Source organism: Roseibium sp. (assembly GCF_965229775.1).
Classification (GTDB): Bacteria; Pseudomonadota; Alphaproteobacteria; order Rhizobiales; family Stappiaceae; genus Roseibium.
In genome coordinates this window covers 1,754,926-1,772,535 of sequence record NZ_OZ245929.1, presented here as the reverse complement: position 1 = coordinate 1,772,535, position 17,610 = coordinate 1,754,926, and the positions used below count along the sequence as shown (strand labels likewise).

The window sequence follows — 17,610 nt, the reverse complement described above, 5'->3', positions numbered from 1 at the left end:
GCTGTGCCTCGCCGATCCCGGATCTCGCGATGCTCGTCCGGGATGACAAAGGAAAAAACAACTCCCTCACGCCGCGAAGCGGAAATAGCTCATGCTGATGGAGCCGTATTCGTAGCTCCGGTGAAGACGTTCGACATTTGCCTCTTCACCGGCGGCACCGAAGGGGAAAAACAGCGGCAGAAGATGTTCTTCGGTCGGATGATTGCGCCGGAAGTCCGGGGCGGCATCCAGATCCTTGAAATAATCGATCGAGCCGGCTTTCAGGCCTTCATCCAGCCAGTGGTCGAAGTTTTCGGCCCAATCCGGTGCGTTCGAGCCCTGCGGCCTGATATCGCGCAGATTGTGCGTCGTGCTGCCGGAGCCGGCAATCAGGACGCCCTTTTCGCGAAGCGGCGCCACCGCCCTGCCGAGCCGGTAGATGCTCTCAGGTGTGCTGCCATTGGGAAGCGAGAGCGCCGTGACGGGAATTCTGGCGGCCGGGAAGGCGAGCGACAACGGCACCCAGGCACCGTGATCCAGACCCCATTCACTGTCTAGCTCGACATCGTAGCCGGCCTCTTCCAGGAGCTGTGCGGTCTCGTCGACATGGTCTTCGTCGGCAAAGGCAGGATAGGAAATCTCGTAGAGCTCTTTCTGAAAGCCGCGGAAATCGTGGTAGGTGCGCAGCGAGCCCGGTGCGGAGAGCTTCAGCCCGTCGGTTTCCCAGTGCGCGGACAGGATGAGAATCGATCTGGGCTCGATGCCGTTTTGCGCAAAGGACTTCAAAAACCTGTTTGCCGCGGTGTCCTCAACCGCCAGCGTCGGCGCTCCATGCGCGAAGAAGACCGGTGGAATGGCGCGTTGTGTTTCGGACATAAGGGTTCTCCATTGTACAACTGGAACTCTGGCTCTGCTGAACATAAGCGGGTTCAGCCCGGACAGAAGGTCAGTTTTCGGAGAAGGGCTGTTCCAGATTCGGGAACAATCAAAAAACCGTTCCCACCGGGGCGGGAACGGCGTTTTCGGATTATTCGCGCTCAGCGATAGCCGACATTGATCAGCTGGACCCGGCGGTTGATGCCCGCATCCGGCTTGGATGGATCGCGCAACTGCTCTTCTCCAAGTCCGACGGCTTCCAGATATTCGCCCGGAACCCGGAACGTCGTCACGAGCGCGTCACGTACCGATTTGGCCCGTTTGATGGACAATTCGAGATTGAAGTCACGCGGCCCGTCAGCGCTGGTGTGACCGACAACGAAGAAGGTCTGACCCTGCAGGTAGGGCGTGTGCAACGCGTCGGCTATCAGACCGATGGTTTCATAGGACTCGGGCCGGATGCGCGCGGAATTGATGTCGAACGTGATTTCGACGTTGAACTGACGCAGCGAGGCAAGCTTGTCCCAGAGCGGCAGATTGCCGGGTGAGTTTGCGCCCGGATATTTCTGGATGTTCTCGAACGCGGCCTTCTGCAACTCGTCGGCGCTGACATCGACCTTCTGCTGGGCGCCTTGCAGCGAATTGATGATTTCGTTGCGGTTGAGCTGGGTCTGGGCGCTGGCACCGGAGACGCAAACGGCAAGAAAAGCGGCCGAGAGACCGGCGAAAAGGAACTTTTTCATGAATTATCTCCCGGATACGCTTAACGGTAGCCAGCCAAGTCAATGGCGGTGTTGCATTTCTTGCTCACGGAACGCTGCGCCTTCAGGAGGCAGCGCAGGATATGGCCGGCTCCCGGCTTGACGCCCTTGCAGCGTTGGGCGGCATCGCGCTGGCAGATCTTCGGAGCCGCGGCCTGTGCGGCAAGGCGTTCCTGGATGAGGGTGGCGACAACAGCGCGGTCCGCATTGCACTTCTGGGACACCTTGGCCTGGTTCTGGTCCAGACACTGGCCGATGCCGTTGTTGGCAAGCGTGGCGGATTTGCAGTACTTGTTGATGTCGGCGCCACAGCTCGCCGAGAGGATCTTGATGGCTTCAGCGAAGCCGACCGTCTGGGCGAAAGCCGCCGGTGTGGACACAAGCAGGACACCTGTGGCGAACGCAAAAATCATACGTCTCATGTTGCAAATCTCCCAACCTTGGCAACATTACGATGGGGCAAAGTGTTTCAGGACATCGTCTAAACTTCAAGACGTTAGCCAAAAATATTGAGTCGTAAATCCGGCCATTGCGAATCTTGACAAGTTATATCGAATATCGTCCCTCCCAGGCAGCTCGAACAAGGATCCCGAAGATGCAAGTGACACTGGAACTGAAACAGCTCGACCACGCCAAAGGCCTGCCGTTGCCCGCCTACCAGTCGGACCTTGCAGCCGGCCTCGACCTGGTCGCGGCGGTCGACACGCCGCTTCATCTGGCGCCGGGCGAACGGGCTCTGGTTCCGACCGGGCTTGCGATGGCCCTGCCGGCAGGCTTCGAAGCGCAGGTCCGGCCGCGCTCCGGCCTTGCCGCCAAGCATGGTGTCACCGTTCTGAACACGCCCGGAACGATCGATGCGGATTACCGGGGCGAGGTGAAGGTCATCCTGATCAACCTCGGCGATACGCCTTTCGAGATCGTCCGCGGCGAACGGATCGCGCAGATGGTGATCGCGCCGGTGCTTCAGGCCGTCATTACCGAAGTCGAGACGCTTTCGGAAACCCAGCGCGGTGCGGGCGGCTTCGGGTCGACCGGACGTGCGTGACGGACAGGCCATGACATGACCCCGAAACTCGTGATCTTTGATTGTGACGGCGTGCTGGTGGACACCGAACGCCTGACAAACCGGACAATGGCGGCGCTGCTGACCGACTGCGGTTTTCCGATCAGCGGTGAAGATTGCCAGAAACGGTTCATGGGCCGGACGCTCGAAGCGGTGCAGGAGATTGTTGAACGCGAGCTCGGCAGAAAGCTGCCCTCCGATTGGCTCGAGCAGCTCCGCGCCCGCGATATCGAGAGCTTCAAAGCCGGTGTCGATCAAATACCGGGCGTTGCCGATGTCATGGACCTGCTCGATGATGTCGGCATTCCCTACTGCGTCGGCTCGTCCGGAAAATACGAAAAGATGCATTCAACGCTCGGCAGCGCCGGTCTGCTGCCGCGCCTGAAGGACAGGCTCTATTCCTCGCAGGATTGCGAAAGGGGCAAACCCGCGCCGGATGTGTTCCTGCTCGCGGCAAAGTCCATGGGTCATTGCCCGGAAGACTGTGTCGTGATCGAGGACAGCCTGCCCGGCGTCAGGGCGGCACGGGCTGCCGGCATGCGGGTGTTCGCTTATGTCGATGACCCTGTCTGCGACCGCGATGCGCTCAAGGCCGCCGGTGCCGTTCTCATAGAGCGCATGGATCAGCTCCCGGGTCTGCTCTTTGGCGCGGCCTGACGTGTCCGGCTCGATGCACCGGGCCGCGCCAATATTTTGGGATGACCGATTGCAGAAAAGCGAATAGGACGGAGGTAATACCAACCTTCATAGATAGAAACCCATTTCATGGCATCAAACCGGTTCACTCGGTCAGGCGTGGTGCGCAGCGCGATGCCGGCGCATCGGGCAAGCGCCACAACGCAGCCGATGGCCGGTTTCATGCCACCGGAGGCCGGGTTCTTTTGCCACAAGGCCGCGTTGCGATTTGCTTGAAGTGCCGGCACTAGCGCGCAAACCGCGCCTTGCCTTGTGGCAAAATAATCCCGGTGAAATGGGTTTCTATCTATGAAGGTTGGTATAAGGACAGCGAAAAGTCCGGCAAGGGAGGGCCGTCATGACGAGAAAAACGCACGGGCGCGGAAAGATCTATGCCTCGATCACCGACACGATCGGGGATACACCGATCGTGCGGCTCGACCGGTTGGCACAAGCGCATGATGTGAAGGGCACCCTTCTTGCCAAGCTGGAATTCTTCAATCCGATTGCCAGCGTCAAGGACCGGATCGGCGTTGCCATGATCGAGGCCATGGAACGGGAGGGGCACATCGCGCCGGACCGGTCGACGCTGATTGAGCCGACTTCCGGCAATACCGGTATCGCACTCGCCTTCGTGGCCGCCGCCAAGGGTTACCGGCTGATCCTCGTCATGCCCGAGACCATGTCGGTGGAACGTCGGAAAATGCTCCGGATCCTGGGTGCCGAACTGGAACTCACCGACGGCGCTCTGGGGATGAAAGGCGCGATCGCCCGGGCGCAGGAACTGCTCGGCGAGATCGACGGAGCCGTAATGCCGCAACAATTCAACAATCCGGCCAATCCCGACATTCACCGCAACACCACCGCGGAAGAAATCTGGAACGACACGGACGGCAAGATCGACGTGTTCGTTTCCGGCATCGGCACCGGTGGCACGATCACGGGCGTGTCCGACGTGCTGAAGGAGCGCAAGCCGGATTTGCGTGTCGTTGCGGTTGAGCCCGCCGACAGCCCGATCCTCTCGGGCGGAGAGCCCGGCCCGCACAAGATCCAGGGGATCGGCGCCGGGTTCGTGCCCGGGGTGCTCGATACCGGCGCCTATGACGACGTCCAGACCGTTTCCAACGAGGCCGCCTTTGCCATGGCGCGCGAAGTGGCAAGGACCGAGGGCATTCCCGTCGGCATTTCTTCCGGCGCGGCGCTGACGGCCGCGATCAGGATCGGACAGGGCGCGGACATGGACGGCAAGACCATTGTCGTGATCATCCCGTCTTTCGCGGAACGGTACCTGTCGACAGCGCTTTTCGAGGGACTTTGAGGCACCAAAACCCTTGCCCAAAACGCCAGAAAACGAGGAGCGTTCCCCTCGTTTTCATGTTTATGTGCCGAACTTTGCCGGTACACACGAATATCGAGTCACGACAGGTGATAGACCTCCTGAAGCCCGTAGACCGGTGTGTCGAGGCCTTCCATGCGCGCCTTCAGCTGGAGCGACAGGAACTGCGAATAGTGCCTTGACTGGTGCAGGTTGCCGCCGTGGAACCACAGCGCCTGCTGCTGGGTCGGCTTCCACATGTTGCGCTGTTCGCCTTCCCAGGGACCCGGATCCTTGGTCGTGTCGGACCCGAGGCCCCAGACCTTGCCGACCCGGTCGGCCATCTCCTGACCCATCAGATCGGCCACCCAGCCGTTCATCGAGCCGTAACCGGTCGCATAGACGATGACATCCGCTTCCAGCTTGCTGCCGTCGTCCAGAACGACACCGTCCTCGACAATTTCGGTCACCTGACCGCGTTTCAGCTTGATTTCACCGTCGATGATGAGCTGGCTTGCACCGATATCGATGTAATACCCGGAACCGCGGCGCAGGTATTTCATGAAGAGGCCGCTGTCGTCGTCGCCCCAGTCAAGCCAGAAGCCCGCCTTTTCGAGCCCGTCATAAAAATCCGCATCGCGTTTCTTCATCTCCGCGTAGGCGGGGATCTGGAACTGATGAAGAATGCGGTAGGGCAGCGACGCAAAGATGAGATCCGCCTTTTCCGTGGTCATGCCCGCCCGGACCGCCTCTTCGGAGTAAAGCGCACCGAGCCCGACATCCATCAGTGTGTCGGACTTCACGATATGGGTCGAGGAGCGCTGGACCATGGTGACATCGACGTCGTTCTCCCAGAGCGCGGCGCAGATGTCGTGGGCGGAATTGTTCGATCCAACGACAACCGCCTTCTTGCCGCGATAGGCATCCGGACCCGGATGCTTCGAGGAATGGTGCTGGTCGCCCCGGAACTTCTCCATGCCCGGAAACGCGGGCACATTCGCCTTGCCGGACATGCCGGTCGCCATCACCAGCTGTTTCGGACGCAGGACGACTTCCTCGCCGTCCCGGTCGACAACAATCGTCCACTCGCCGGTCGCCTCGTCATAGCTGGCGGACTTGGCAACGGAGCGGGTCCAGTAGTTCAGCTCCATGACCTTGGTGTACATTTCAAGCCAGTCGCCGATCTTGTCCTTCGGGCTGAAGATCGGCCAGTTTTCCGGGAACTTTATGTAGGGCAGATGGTCGTACCAGACCGGATCGTGGAGGCAGAGGGACTTGTAGCGATTGCGCCAGCTGTCACCGGGGCGGTCATTCTTTTCCACGATGATGGTCGGAACCCCGAGCTGACGCAGACGCGCGCCGAGCGCGATGCCGCCCTGGCCACCGCCGATGATCACGCAATAGGGCTGCTTGCTGTAACCCAGCTCCGCGTCTTCCCTCTCGCGCTCCTCCTTCCAGGTGGTGCGATGCTTGCCGGCGCCGTGTTTTGCCCCGAGCGGCCGCTGGAAACCCTTCGGTTCCTCGTGGCCCTTGAGCTCCACCATGGTTGTCAGCAACGTCCAGATCTTGTCGTCCTTCAGGCGGATAAGACCGAAACAGCGCGCCAGTTTCGTCTCGAACTGGATCCATGCGGTGATCACACCGCCTTCCTCTGTCGGAACTTCACCTTCCGCGAGTGTCCAGTTGCTTGGGCCGACCGCACCGAGCTGGCTGGTGAGCATGTCGCGCACCTGGTCCTTGCCCTCGACGGTCTTCAGGTTCCAGGTGAAGGCCACGAGATCGCGCCAGTAGCAGTCATCCTGAAAAAGATTGACCGCGGCCTCGACATCGCCGGCCGCCAGCGCATCGCCGAAGGTTTTGAGAAAGGTTTCGGTCTGGTGAACCAATGGTGTGTCTAGCATTTCGTTCCTCCCGTTCATTCATGGGGGGAAGAATTGCAGAGCCGGGATGGCTTGCGCCATGGCGGACTTGGCAGTTTGGCCGAGGACGTGTCACAAAACCGTTCTGATGTTGCGCGCGCAACAAGACGCAACACGGAAAGACCGGCGAGGCCCGCGCAAGAACTGGCGCTCAATTCGGGCGGGCGAGCCCGGCCTTGCGCATCCTGCGCAGCACCGTTGAGCGGTTGACGCCCAACCGCCGAGCGACCAGCGACATATTGCCGTCACAGGCTTCCAGCAGGGCCTCGAGGTCGTCGACGGGATCGGCTGCGGTCTGCTCGGACATGGCCGGCGGCGGCAGGTCCGGCAGATCGATCACGGCGCCGTCCGCCAATGCCATCGCCACCTCGAGCGTTGTCGAGAGTTCCCGGATGTTCCCGGGCCAATGACGGCTGTTGAGTTCTGCGCGGGCGGCGGGCGAGAGCCGGAAATCCTTTGGTGATCGCCGCAACAGGCGATCCGTGAGCCAGTCGAAATCCTTGCGATGCCTGACCGGCGGAACGGAAATCACTGCACCGGCGAGCCGGAAGTAGAGTTCGGGCCGGATCGCCTTGAGACTGTCGGCGGTGACGTCATCCTGGCGCACGGTTGCAACCACGCGCAGGTCGCTGCGCGCTTCCAGAAGTGCCAGTAGGACGGACTGGCCGTTATCGTCCAGGCGCTCGATGCCGCGCAGAAAAAGCGTCCCTGCCGCTCCTTCCCCGATCGCATCGACCTTTTCCTTGCGCAGATCCGAGCAGCACAGCGTGTGAAAGGAGCGATTGGCTGGGCCGAGGACATGGACGGCTCTGGCCAGGGTCTCCTTGCCCGTCCCGGTTTCGCCGGAAAGCAGGATCGGAACCTGGGTCGCGGCCAGTTTCTCCACTTTCCCGGCCAGCTGGATCAGGGCCGGATCGGGACCGCAAAAACTGCGCAGGGGACCGGACAGCGCTCCGATCGCGTGCGGCCGCGAAACGCGCGATGTCTGCGGCGCGATTGCGTGGCCGTAAAGCCCGCGGCCATCGCGCAGTCTGAGCACCCTTTCCTCTGTCGGGCGGCCGCGCATGAATTCCGGCAGATCGTCGATTTCCAGATCCATGTGCATGTCGATGCGGGTGCCGATGAGATCGGCCGCTCCGCCAGGCGAAAGAAACTCAAGGGCACCACGGGTCATGCCGGTGATGTGACCGCTTTCATCGAGCGCCACAGCAGCTTCGGGATCAACCTCCAGAAATTCCGATGATGTCGAGAACCGCAACACCCATTCACGGCGCGTCATCGCCATGAGGTTGGCCATTTCCACGCGGCGGGCGGATGCTTTCACGAGGTTCATCGCCAGGTTCTGGCTCGATTTCGGGCTGGGTGAGCGCAACAGCGAGATATCCAGCACGGCGGCAAGCTTGCCGCTGGTATCGAAAATCGGCGCGGCGGTGCAGGAAAGAGGGGTGTGTGACAGGCCGAAATGATCGCCCTGGTGAATGGTGACCGCTTCGCCGGTCACGATGCAGGAGCCGACGCCGCAGGTCCCCGCGAGATCCTCAGACCAGTCGGAGCCGAGGTAAAGACCTGCGCGGCGCAGCTCCTCCTCGAAGCGGAGATCGCCGAAGAAGTCGACGCTGATGCCCTTCGCGTCCGCAAGAAGCAGAACGTAGTTGTGCCCGGCGACCTGTTTGAACAGGGTCTGCAGACCGGATCGCGCCGTTGCGATCAGGCGTTCGGACTGTTCCTGGTGCTCCTTGAGCTGCTGTTCGGTGACGACATGCGGCCCTTCCGGCCGCGTCGGATCCATGCCGTAGGTCTGCACACAGCGCCGCCAGCTTTCGGAGACAAGTTCATCCCTGCCGGTCTCCTGTCCTTTCAGGACCCGGTCGATTTCGCTGACATGTTCCACGTCGCGCATGCCATCCTCCCTTGGCATTGCGCGCCACGATAGCGCGACATGGGGCGGACGCACAACATGTGCGAAAGTGCCGGTCCTGAAACTGCGGCCAGTGCCTGCCCGCGGACTGGCGAGAATCAGGGGATCGGCTTTTCCATCCGCGTTGCAGAGGAAATCCCGAAAACGCGTTTCAAAACGCCCATCTGTTTCTCTGAAACGGCGCGAAAGCCAATGCGTTCATAAAGCGAGCGGGCCCGGACATTCCGGTCAATTTGTCCGCCGGCCGGTACATCCACTGTAGAACGAGAGAACAAGAACTCTTTACGGAGATCATAGTTTTGGAAGAGTCCCTTCGCGAACAGAACTCACGCCCAATCGCGCAGGCTATCTACAAACACGATTGCCTGTTGATCGGCCGTGTTTCCTTTGTGGCAAAGGACATGGTGAACGGCGACGACGCGTAATTGCACATCTGTGAAATTCTCAAGATGAAACTGGACGTCGTTGCTTTCCTCAATCCAAACGTGATCCCCCACGCTTGGGCAGGCGGTGACGGGTAGCTCACAGATCGTTTTTCCGAGCTTGGCGCTTTTGAACTCGCAAATCATAACTTCGGCCGCCTTCTTCTTCAGATTGCGCCACGCTAAATCCGCAATCAAAAAACTCGTTAGGGCATTTTGCGCAACAAGCTCAGCAACTGCCGTAGCCCGTTAGCCATTCCATCCCTGATCTATCCCTCACCCACCCCTGTGTAGGAGACCTGGTTTCCTGTCGATTGGTGAGGGAAGGGTTCCAAACCGTAACATCCAGGCGGACACGGTTCAGGCGGTCTTCGGCGGCCATGTTGAAGATCGCCTGCAAAAGTGCGGTGCCGACCCCCTTGCCCCGGGGCGCCTCGCTGACGCAGATCCCGTCCATCAAAAGAGCCCCGGGTTGCGTCCTGCGTTCCATCGCGGGAGACCGCGCTAAAGGAAAAGGCGGGGTCCAGAGCATCCTCGAAAAAGGTCAGCGCCTTGGTCACCGGATTCATGACCCTTTCCAGCTTGCCGCGGAAAGCGGACCAGAAAAGTGCGGCCGCCACCGGCCGCTGGTCATCCGGGAAACCGGGCTGAACCCTGAATTCAGAAGACATGCCGCAGACTAGAGCATTTTCCGACCAATTTGAATCATTTGATGCGGATATCCGGTTCACTCGGCCAGGCGGGTCACGAAGCGCGATGCGGTGCATCGTGCAAGTGGCACAACGCAGCCGATGGGCTGGATATCCTCACCCTTTGTGGAACGCATTCAAGCGACAAACATCAAGATTGGCCGGGCCCTTTTCCGCTCTGGCGTCGTTGGTTCACCCTTGTGGTGGGCAACACCACGGCGGGCGAACCGTCTCGCCAGCGCGAAAAAGGGCCTCGGTCAAATGATCCAAATTGGTCGGAAAATGCTCTAGCGGATCCAAACGGCCGTGCCGGTCGCACTGACCATCAGCATGGACCCGTTCTGTCCGACCGTCTCGTAGTCGAGGTCGACGCCGATGACGGCGTTCGCACCCATCGCCTGGGCCTGCTGGCACATTTCATCGACGGCGATCTTGCGGGCCTTGGCGAGCTCTTCCTCGTAGGCACCCGACCGGCCGCCGACAATGTCGCGAATACCGGCAAACAGATCCTTGAAAAGGTTCGCGCCGAGAATGGCCTCGCCCGTCACCAGCCCCCTGTAGTCGAGATCCTTGCCCTGAATGGTATTCGTCGTCGTGACCAGCATGTGCTGTCTCCCTCAGTTAATGACACGCTGAGACATGGGGCCATTCGGCCTCGTCTGCAATCGGATTCTCACCTGCGGTGCCGGAATAACGGAACTTACGCTAGGCCGCCTGCCGCGACAGGTCGCGTCCGCGATAGCTCAATGCCTCTGCGAGATGGATGCGGGAGACCCTATCCTTGCCGTCCAGATCGGCCAGGGTCCGGGCCAGCTTGAGCACCCGGTGGTATCCGCGGGCGCTCAGCTGAAGCTTTTCGGCGGCATCGCGCAGGAAGGCCAGACCCAACTCGTCCGGCTGCGTCATGGTTTCGACCACCGACGCGGGCGCCTGGGCGTTTGTCCGGCAGATCACACCGAGATCGAAGAACCGCCTTTCCTGGATCCGGCGCGCCTCGGCAACCCGCGCGGCGACGCTTTCGGACGGTTCGGCCTCGGCCGGGCCGATCAGGTCGGCCGCAGTCACGGCCGGCACGTCTATCCGGAGGTCGATCCGGTCCAGAAAGGGTCCGGAGACGCGGGCCTGATACTCGGCGGCACACCGTTCTCCGCGGCGGCAGACATGGCCCGGTTCGCCTGCATTGCCACAGCGGCACGGGTTCATGGCGGCGATCAATTGAATGCGGGCGGGATAGGTGACGCGATGGTTGGCGCGGGCGATCACCGCTTCACCGGTTTCCAGGGGCTGGCGCAGGCTGTCGAGCACCTGCGGGTTGAATTCGGGCAGTTCGTCGAGAAACAGCACACCGTTATGGGCAAGCGATACCTCGCCGGGTTTTGCCCTGAGGCCCCCGCCGATGAGAGCCGCCATTGACGCGGAATGGTGCGGCGACCGGAACGGCCGCTTGTCGGTAAGTTTTCCTTCCGCCAGCTCCCCGGCAAGCGAGCCGATCATGGACACCTCCAGAAGCTCCCGGGGTGTCAGCGGCGGCAGGATGGACGGCAGACGGCTTGCGAGCATGGACTTGCCCGATCCGGGCGGACCGGTCATGAGCAGGTTGTGACCGCCGGCGGCGGCGACCTCCAGGGCACGGCGCGCGCTTTCCTGTCCCTTGACCTCGGCAAGATCGGGCAGGGTGCCGGCGTTGCCGTGCAGTTTCGCCGCCGGGCGGGACAGAACCTGTGTGCCTTTGAAGTGATTGGCGAGCTGTATCAGGGAGCGCGGGGCGAGAATATCCATGTCCGCATCGGCCCAGGCGGCCTCGCCGCCGCTGGCTTCCGGGCAGATCAGTCCCTTGCCGAGCCCGTTTGCACCCATCGCTGCCGGGAGCACACCGGCCACGGGGGCGAGCCTTCCGTCGAGACCCAGTTCGCCGAGCACGGCATATCCGTCCAGAAACTCTCCCGGAATGGCGCCGATCGCCGCCATCACGCCCAGCGCGATGGGCAAGTCGTAGTGGGAGCCCTCCTTGGGCAGGTCGGCGGGAGCCAGATTGACCGTGACGCGTTTGGCCGGAAGCGCCAGACCGGACGCGGAGAGTGCCGCGCGGACACGTTCACGGCTTTCCGCGACAGCCTTGTCCGGCAAACCGACGACGTTGAAGGCAACCATGCCCGGACCGACGTGAACCTGCACGTCGACGGGAACAGCCTCGATCCCCTGAAAGGCGACCGTCGTGACCCGGCTGACCATGCCCCCTCCTCTACCTAAAGGTGTATTGGGAAGGAAACACAATAATTGCAGCAGTTCAAGAACAAATATGGAACGTCCCGAACCCTGCTTCGCCTGTGCCCGGAATATTCACGAAAAGGGTGGCAGTGTTCCTGTCCCCAACGCGGCCGTTCATGCGCGTTGCGCGCCTGTCAAGTGTGACCCGGCGCACAAAAGCGTCGGGTTTTGACGCAACGGCAGTCAACAGGTGACACCCGTCACACTGAATTCCGCCGGCAGGCCCCATTTCTGTTTCAGCGCAACCCGCTTAACAGGAGGAAATGACATGCCGTACTTCAACGATCACACTGTAAACGTATCATTTGACACCGACACGGACGACATGGGCCTGTCATCCCACCGGTTCGATGACGTTGACGCCATCATGGACACCCTGAGCGACAATCTCCGCGATGTCCTCGATCAAGTCGATCTCGATTTCGGGGATGACGGGTCTGACGACTTTGACCTTCTCGAGGACGATGACTGGTCAGATTACGACGCTGATTATGCCGTCGAAGCGCTGGAAGGCGACGATCCCTACAACGATATCGCGATCTGAGGCCCGGCTGAGACTGTCCGCCCATGGCGCCGCGATGCGCCCGCCTGTCGTCGGCGGCATTCAGCTCATTCGGCCGGAGACGTCCGGACCGCAAGTGTCTGTTGCTTCAGGACGCGTAGATGCGGAAGGTGCGCCCTGAACCCGAATATCCGTCCGCGCCCGCAAGAACCTTGTCGAGATATGCAGGCATCTCAAAGGTTTCGCTCACGGACAGACCGTTGGTTTCGAGCCATTCCGAAACCAGTTCGATCATCCTGTCAGGATCTTTTTCGAACATTGCCCTGCAAAGCTCGGTGTCGATCTGAAGTTCATCGTTCGTCGCATTTGAAACGATCATGGGTACACCACTTCGGATTTTCTTATCTAAGCACGGCACTATAATGCCTGCCGACTGCAATAAAAACCAGAACTATGCGGTTCCGCGCCGGCACCGGATCATAAAAGGGTGTTAAGCCTGTGTTGGTGCGCCGCACCGAACCCGGGACCTGGCAAAGCGGAAGCACATCGACCCGGAACCCCCCGCCCGACAGATCTCCGCCAAGCGAAACACAGCGGCACGTTCAATGAGAGCCCGCTCGCACAAAGACCGCCGGTGAACCGGACATTAAAAATTTTTGACTCGCATTTTCTCCGTCCGAAAGGCAGCATTCCCCTTGGTAAAAAACGGGAAGGACATGTCATGTGCGATCTATGCGTCATCAATTCGGTCAAGAACCGCATGCTGTCACGGCGGGATTTCTTCAAGGCGACGGCCGTCGGTGCCGGGCTTGCCGCAACAGCCGCAGCGACGGGTGCCATGCCCGCGATGGCGCAAACGCCTTCCAAGATCACCGACATGACCCACGAGCTTTACGAAACGTTTCCAACCTATGGCGGCGATCAGCAATTCGCCATGGAAAGGGTCTTTGATTTCGCCAAGCACGGCTACAATCTTCTCAACCTGACCGTCAATGAACACACCGGCACGCATATGGACGCGCCGCTGCACTTCTCGGCGGACGGTCACTCCGTTGCAGAGATCCCCGTTGAAAATCTCGTTGCGCCACTGTGCATCGTCGATATCAAGGCCAAGGCAACGGAGAGCGCGGATGCCCAGGTGACGCCGGACGACCTCAAGGCCTGGATCGCCGCCAATGGCGACATTCCGGACGGCGCCTGTGTCGCCATGAATTCCGGCTGGGATGTACAGGTTCCGACCGACAAGTTCCGCAATGCCGACGAGAATGGCGTCATGCATTTCCCCGGCTTCCACATCGAAGCGGCGCAAATGCTGATGGAAGAGGCGAACGTGGTCGGACTTGCGGTGGACACACTGTCGCTCGACTTCGGCCAGTCGCAGGATTTCGCGGTTCACTATGCCTGGCTACCGAGCAACCGCTGGGGCATTGAGTGCATCGCCAACCTCGACGCGCTCCCGGCAAGCGGTGCAACGCTGATCGTCGGCGCTCCGAAATTCCGCGGCGGCACGGGCGGACCGTCGCGGGTGATGGCGATGGTTTAGGTCTCTTTTGGCATTCCCAATCGCCTCGCTGTCCCGGGCCCGACCCGGGACCTGAGATTGTTTTGCTTTGACGCGGTTTGCGCAGTGTCATGCGGAACGACTCCGGTGGAGGTGACGCAGAATGCTGGTTTCCACAACCCCCCTCATCCTGGGGAGGATCAAAGGTCCGTCTCGAAGGATCGGCGGCAGGCGCAGGCGTGACTGGCCCATCCTTCGAGACGCGCGATTGCGCTCCTCAGGATGAGGTCGGGTGGCGGTCACCACCTCTCTGGTCGTCATTCCGGACAAGTGCAGCGCAAGCTGCGCGCCGATCCGGAAACCAGATGTATTTCGCGCCGAAGGCGCGGCTTCTTTTGGTGGTATCGACAAGAGTGTCTGCTTCGCTCACGCCGATTTCTGGATACCCGATCAAGCCGGGCACAGGTTCCAGATCAGCGTTCGGCATCGCCTCACTTGTCTGGAATGACGGTAGGGGAACGTCACACCCTCCGTGGCCACCCCATGCGAACACCGTGAGATCCTGGGCTGAACAACAGCGGATCACGCCCGACAACGGCTCACTTGGGCTCATTCCGATGACAAGCTCAATCGTGTTGATATGAGTTGATGACAGCTTTCCAGATCGTTGGATCGCCAGGTACGCCTGGCCCCGGATCGGGTCCGGGGCGGCGCTTGCGGCTACGCGCCGCGTTCGCTAGTGCGCTTCGTCCCAGTTGTCCGCCGCACGGGCGTCGACTTTCAGGGGGACAGACAACTTCAGCACCGGTTCGCAGGCGTTTTCCATGACGTCGCGGATGACCGGCAGGGCGTCTTCGACCTGGGTGTCTGGAACCTCGAAGATCAGTTCGTCATGCACCTGCAGCAGCATCTGCGCGTCGAGCCTCGCATCTGCCAACCGGTCTTCCATGCGCACCATGGCGCGGCGCAGGATGTCGGCGGCGGAGCCCTGGATCGGTGCGTTGATGGCCGCACGCTCGTAGAAGGAGCGCATGTTCGGGTTCTTGGTGTTCACCTCCGGATAATGCGCCTTGCGGCCGAAGATGGTGTTGACGTACCCGTCCGCATGCACCTGCTTCTTGGTGGCTTCCATATAGTCGCGAATGCCGGGGAAGCGCTCGAAATAGGTCTTGATATAGTCGCCGGCCTCGCCGCGCGAGATGCCGAGCTGGTTGGCAAGACCGAAGGCGGAAATGCCGTAGATGATGCCGAAATTGATCGCCTTGGCCTGACGGCGCACCATGGGATCCATGCCTTCGATCGGCGTTCCGAACATTTCACTTGCGGTCATGGCGTGAATGTCGAGCCCGTCCTCGAACGCCTTTTTCAGCTGCGGAATGTCGGCGATATGCGCCAGCACGCGCAATTCGATCTGGCTGTAGTCGGCAGAGACCAGCTTGTGCCCCTTGGTGGAGATGAAGGCCTGGCGGATCTTGCGCCCGGCTTCCGTCCTCACCGGGATGTTCTGCAGGTTCGGCTCGGACGAGGACAGGCGGCCCGTCGTGGTCGCCGCCAGCGCGTAGGACGTGTGCACGCGGCCGGTGTCCGGGTTGATGTAACCGGGCAGGGCGTCGGAATAGGTGGATTTCAGTTTGGAAAGCTGACGCCAGGCGACGATCTTCGACGGCAGTTCGTGGCCTTCGGCGGCCAGATCCTCCAGCACCTGCGCCGAGGTCGACCACGCACCGGTCTTGGTTTTCTTGCCGCCGGGAAGACCCATCTTGCCGAAGAGAATGTCACCCAACTGCTTGGGCGAGCCGATGTTGAAATTTTCGCCCGCAAGCTCGTAGATCTCCGATTCCAGCCCGGCCATTCCCTGCGCAAAATCGCCGGACAGCCGCGACAGCATCTGCCGGTCAACGGAAATGCCGCGCTTTTCCATGCGCGCCAGGACCGGCACCATCGGGCGTTCCAGCATTTCATAGACGGTCGCCATGCGGTCGCTGGCAAGACGCGGCTTCAGGATCATCCAGAGGCGCAGGGTCACGTCCGCATCCTCGGCCGCATAGGCGGTCGCCTTGTCGATCGGGACCTTGTCGAAGGTGATCATGGACTTGCCGGAGCCGCAGACCTCCTTGAACGGGATCGGCTTGTGAGCGAGCCAGCGTTCAGACAGCTCGTCCATGCCGTTGCCGCCCTTGCCGGCATCGACAGTGTAGGAGAGCTGCATGGTGTCGTCCCAGGGGCTGATATCGATGCCGTAGCGGGTCATCACCAGCCAGTCGTACTTGAGGTTCTGTGCGATCTTGAGAACAGACCTGTCCTCCAGCATCGGCTTGAGCACATCAAGCGCCTCCTTCAGCGGGATCTGATCGGGCAGCAGGCCACCACCGCCCAGAAGATCGCCCTCGCCGTCAACATGGGCAAGCGGCACGTAGCAGGCCTTGCCCGGTTCGCAGGACAGCGACAGACCGACAAGCTCCGCCTGCATGGCATCGAGGGACGTGGTCTCGGTGTCGAAGGCGACATAGCCTTTTTCATAGGCCGCGTCGCACCATTCCTGCAGCCGTTCGACGGTCGTTACGGTTTCGTAGGCGCTGGAATCGATCGGAATCACCTTCACGGATTCCGCGCGCGCATCGGCAACCGTCTGCGGCACCATCATGCCGTCCGGGCCGGTCGCGTCGCCTGCAGCGGCCGCGCCAGCGGTGCTTGCTTCCTCGCGCTCGACCATGCGGCCCTTCTGGTCGGGAACGTCCCAGCCGGGAACCTGGAACTCGGCCGGCTCGACATTGGCGAGATCGGCTCCGGTTTCCTCCGCCACCCGCTTGGTCAGCGTGCTGAAGCCCATGGCCTTCAGAAATCCGACCGCCTTGGGACCGTCGACATCGGTGACCGTCAGATGCGCAACCGGCACCTCGACCGGCACGTCCTGCTTCAGCGTCACCAGCTCCTTGGAAACCCGCGCCTGATCGGCGAATTCGATCAGATTTTCCCGGCGCTTGTTCTGCTTGATCGTGTGTGCGCCGGCCAGCAGTGTCTCCAGATCGCCGAATTCGTTGATCAGAAGCGCCGCCGTTTTCAGTCCGATGCCCGGAACGCCCGGAACATTGTCGACGCTGTCACCGGCAAGCGACTGCACCTCGATCACCTTGTCCGGCCCGACGCCGAATTTTTCGAACACCTCCGGCTCGCCGAAGACCTTGTTCTTCATCGTGTCGATCATGCCGACCCTGGGACCGATCAGCTGCATCAGGTCCTTGTCGCCGGAGACGATGGTCACCTGAGCCCCCATGTCGGCGGCCTGGCGGGCATAGGTTGCGATCAGGTCGTCGGCCTCGAAGCCTTCCTGTTCCACGCAGGGCACGGAAAAGGCGCGGGTCGCCTCGCGGATCAGACCGAATTGCGGCACCAGGTCTTCCGGCGGCTCCGGCCGGTTCGCCTTGTATTCGGGATAGATGGAATTGCGGAACGTCTTCGACGAATGGTCGAAAATCACCGCGAAATGGGTCGGCTCGTCGCCTTCTTCCGGCGTCAGTCCCTCCTGCAGCAGCTTCCAGAGCATGTTGCAGAAGCCCGAGACCGCGCCGACCGGCAGGCCGTCGGGCTTGCGCGTCAGCGGCGGCAGCGCGTGATAGGCGCGAAAGATGAAGGTGGAGCCGTCGACCAGGATGAGATGGTCGTCAGCGGTGAGGGCGGGGGCAGAATCTTGCGTCGACATGGCGCGGATCATGCCCGGAGTA

Annotated in this window: 17 protein-coding genes; 6 read left to right on the top strand and 11 right to left on the bottom strand. The window is 61.2% G+C overall.

The genetic code is table 11. The annotated features are described in order from the left end of the window. Positions 1-66 precede the first annotated feature (66 nt). The 3 genes from ACO07N_RS08050 to ACO07N_RS08040 all read right to left on the bottom strand — a co-directional run bounded on the left by ACO07N_RS08050 (position 67) and on the right by ACO07N_RS08040 (position 2,038). A complete protein-coding gene (locus ACO07N_RS08050; protein ID WP_421980520.1) occupies positions 67-855 on the bottom strand; it encodes a DODA-type extradiol aromatic ring-opening family dioxygenase in 789 nt (262 codons plus the stop codon). Positions 856-1,016: 161 nt separating this feature from the next. Next, a complete protein-coding gene (locus tag ACO07N_RS08045; protein WP_319384916.1) occupies positions 1,017-1,598 on the bottom strand; it encodes an OmpA family protein in 582 nt (193 codons plus the stop codon). Between the two features lie 20 nt (positions 1,599-1,618). Next, entirely contained in the window at positions 1,619-2,038 is a 420-nt protein-coding gene (locus ACO07N_RS08040; protein WP_421980519.1) for a hypothetical protein, read from the bottom strand. A 173-nt stretch (positions 2,039-2,211) separates the two neighbouring features. On the opposite strand from ACO07N_RS08040, the gene dut reads away from it, so the two are divergent. The 3 genes from dut (at position 2,212) to cysK (ending at position 4,672) form a co-directional block, all read left to right on the top strand. After that, complete coding sequence (gene dut / locus ACO07N_RS08035; protein WP_421980518.1) at positions 2,212-2,661, top strand: dUTP diphosphatase; 450 nt, start codon at positions 2,212-2,214, stop codon at positions 2,659-2,661. 15 nt (positions 2,662-2,676) lie between these two features. Continuing rightward, on the top strand, positions 2,677-3,336 hold the full coding sequence (locus ACO07N_RS08030; protein ID WP_421980517.1) for an HAD family hydrolase: 660 nt from the start codon (positions 2,677-2,679) through the stop codon (positions 3,334-3,336). 376 nt (positions 3,337-3,712) lie between these two features. Continuing rightward, complete coding sequence (cysK, locus tag ACO07N_RS08025) at positions 3,713-4,672, top strand: cysteine synthase A (protein ID WP_421980516.1); 960 nt, start codon at positions 3,713-3,715, stop codon at positions 4,670-4,672. A 98-nt stretch (positions 4,673-4,770) separates the two neighbouring features. On the opposite strand, the gene ACO07N_RS08020 is transcribed toward cysK, so the two are convergent. The 6 genes from ACO07N_RS08020 to ACO07N_RS07995 all read right to left on the bottom strand — a co-directional run bounded on the left by ACO07N_RS08020 (position 4,771) and on the right by ACO07N_RS07995 (position 11,849). Continuing rightward, positions 4,771-6,570, bottom strand: coding sequence for an NAD(P)/FAD-dependent oxidoreductase (locus ACO07N_RS08020; RefSeq protein WP_421980515.1), 1,800 nt, complete (start codon positions 6,568-6,570; stop codon positions 4,771-4,773). A gap of 169 nt (positions 6,571-6,739) precedes the next feature. Continuing rightward, positions 6,740-8,488 (bottom strand): sigma-54-dependent Fis family transcriptional regulator, encoded by a 1,749-nt coding sequence (locus ACO07N_RS08015; protein WP_421980514.1) that lies wholly within the window; start codon positions 8,486-8,488, stop codon positions 6,740-6,742. Positions 8,489-8,832: 344 nt separating this feature from the next. Next, positions 8,833-9,126: a hypothetical protein gene (locus ACO07N_RS08010; protein WP_421980513.1), complete on the bottom strand. Its 294-nt coding sequence runs from the start codon at positions 9,124-9,126 to the stop codon at positions 8,833-8,835. A 31-nt stretch (positions 9,127-9,157) separates the two neighbouring features. Then, positions 9,158-9,385, bottom strand: coding sequence for a GNAT family N-acetyltransferase (locus ACO07N_RS08005; protein WP_421984399.1), 228 nt, complete (start codon positions 9,383-9,385; stop codon positions 9,158-9,160). A gap of 519 nt (positions 9,386-9,904) precedes the next feature. Beyond that, a complete protein-coding gene (locus ACO07N_RS08000) occupies positions 9,905-10,222 on the bottom strand; it encodes a heavy metal-binding domain-containing protein (protein ID WP_306145884.1) in 318 nt (105 codons plus the stop codon). Positions 10,223-10,322: 100 nt separating this feature from the next. Then, on the bottom strand, positions 10,323-11,849 hold the full coding sequence (locus ACO07N_RS07995) for a YifB family Mg chelatase-like AAA ATPase (RefSeq protein WP_421980512.1): 1,527 nt from the start codon (positions 11,847-11,849) through the stop codon (positions 10,323-10,325). Between the two features lie 304 nt (positions 11,850-12,153). Between ACO07N_RS07995 and ACO07N_RS07990 the strand changes: the two genes are divergently transcribed. Beyond that, positions 12,154-12,429: a hypothetical protein gene (locus ACO07N_RS07990; RefSeq protein WP_421980511.1), complete on the top strand. Its 276-nt coding sequence runs from the start codon at positions 12,154-12,156 to the stop codon at positions 12,427-12,429. Positions 12,430-12,535: 106 nt separating this feature from the next. On the opposite strand, the gene ACO07N_RS07985 is transcribed toward ACO07N_RS07990, so the two are convergent. Then, a complete protein-coding gene (locus tag ACO07N_RS07985; protein ID WP_421980510.1) occupies positions 12,536-12,766 on the bottom strand; it encodes a hypothetical protein in 231 nt (76 codons plus the stop codon). A gap of 342 nt (positions 12,767-13,108) precedes the next feature. On the opposite strand from ACO07N_RS07985, the gene ACO07N_RS07980 reads away from it, so the two are divergent. Together ACO07N_RS07980 and ACO07N_RS07975 are read left to right on the top strand one after the other, a co-directional pair. Then, positions 13,109-13,930, top strand: coding sequence for a cyclase family protein (locus ACO07N_RS07980; RefSeq protein ID WP_421980509.1), 822 nt, complete (start codon positions 13,109-13,111; stop codon positions 13,928-13,930). 250 nt (positions 13,931-14,180) lie between these two features. Further along, complete coding sequence (locus ACO07N_RS07975) at positions 14,181-14,396, top strand: hypothetical protein (RefSeq protein ID WP_421980508.1); 216 nt, start codon at positions 14,181-14,183, stop codon at positions 14,394-14,396. 228 nt (positions 14,397-14,624) lie between these two features. Here ACO07N_RS07975 and polA read toward each other — a convergent pair whose 3' ends face one another. Then, the gene (gene polA / locus ACO07N_RS07970) at positions 14,625-17,600 is read right to left on the bottom strand and encodes a DNA polymerase I (RefSeq protein ID WP_421980507.1); all 2,976 of its coding nucleotides are present in this window, start codon (positions 17,598-17,600) and stop codon (positions 14,625-14,627) included. Positions 17,601-17,610 lie beyond the last annotated feature (10 nt).

What these genes read in the sequence shown, in the direction of transcription:
- polA (WP_421980507.1), bottom strand. Translation starts at nt 17,600, where the DNA reads ATGATCCGCGCCATGTCGACGCAAGATTCTGCCCCCGCCCTCACCGCT.
- ACO07N_RS08040 (WP_421980519.1), bottom strand. Translation starts at nt 2,038, where the DNA reads ATGAGACGTATGATTTTTGCGTTCGCCACAGGTGTCCTGCTTGTGTCC.
- cysK (WP_421980516.1), top strand. Translation starts at nt 3,713, where the DNA reads ATGACGAGAAAAACGCACGGGCGCGGAAAGATCTATGCCTCGATCACC.
- ACO07N_RS08005 (WP_421984399.1), bottom strand. Translation starts at nt 9,385, where the DNA reads ATGGACGGGATCTGCGTCAGCGAGGCGCCCCGGGGCAAGGGGGTCGGC.
- ACO07N_RS08020 (WP_421980515.1), bottom strand. Translation starts at nt 6,570, where the DNA reads ATGCTAGACACACCATTGGTTCACCAGACCGAAACCTTTCTCAAAACC.
- ACO07N_RS07990 (WP_421980511.1), top strand. Translation starts at nt 12,154, where the DNA reads ATGCCGTACTTCAACGATCACACTGTAAACGTATCATTTGACACCGAC.
- ACO07N_RS08045 (WP_319384916.1), bottom strand. Translation starts at nt 1,598, where the DNA reads ATGAAAAAGTTCCTTTTCGCCGGTCTCTCGGCCGCTTTTCTTGCCGTT.
- dut (WP_421980518.1), top strand. Translation starts at nt 2,212, where the DNA reads ATGCAAGTGACACTGGAACTGAAACAGCTCGACCACGCCAAAGGCCTG.
- ACO07N_RS07985 (WP_421980510.1), bottom strand. Translation starts at nt 12,766, where the DNA reads ATGATCGTTTCAAATGCGACGAACGATGAACTTCAGATCGACACCGAG.
- ACO07N_RS08050 (WP_421980520.1), bottom strand. Translation starts at nt 855, where the DNA reads ATGTCCGAAACACAACGCGCCATTCCACCGGTCTTCTTCGCGCATGGA.
- ACO07N_RS08015 (WP_421980514.1), bottom strand. Translation starts at nt 8,488, where the DNA reads ATGCGCGACGTGGAACATGTCAGCGAAATCGACCGGGTCCTGAAAGGA.
- ACO07N_RS07995 (WP_421980512.1), bottom strand. Translation starts at nt 11,849, where the DNA reads ATGGTCAGCCGGGTCACGACGGTCGCCTTTCAGGGGATCGAGGCTGTT.
- ACO07N_RS07980 (WP_421980509.1), top strand. Translation starts at nt 13,109, where the DNA reads ATGTGCGATCTATGCGTCATCAATTCGGTCAAGAACCGCATGCTGTCA.
- ACO07N_RS08000 (WP_306145884.1), bottom strand. Translation starts at nt 10,222, where the DNA reads ATGCTGGTCACGACGACGAATACCATTCAGGGCAAGGATCTCGACTAC.
- ACO07N_RS08030 (WP_421980517.1), top strand. Translation starts at nt 2,677, where the DNA reads ATGACCCCGAAACTCGTGATCTTTGATTGTGACGGCGTGCTGGTGGAC.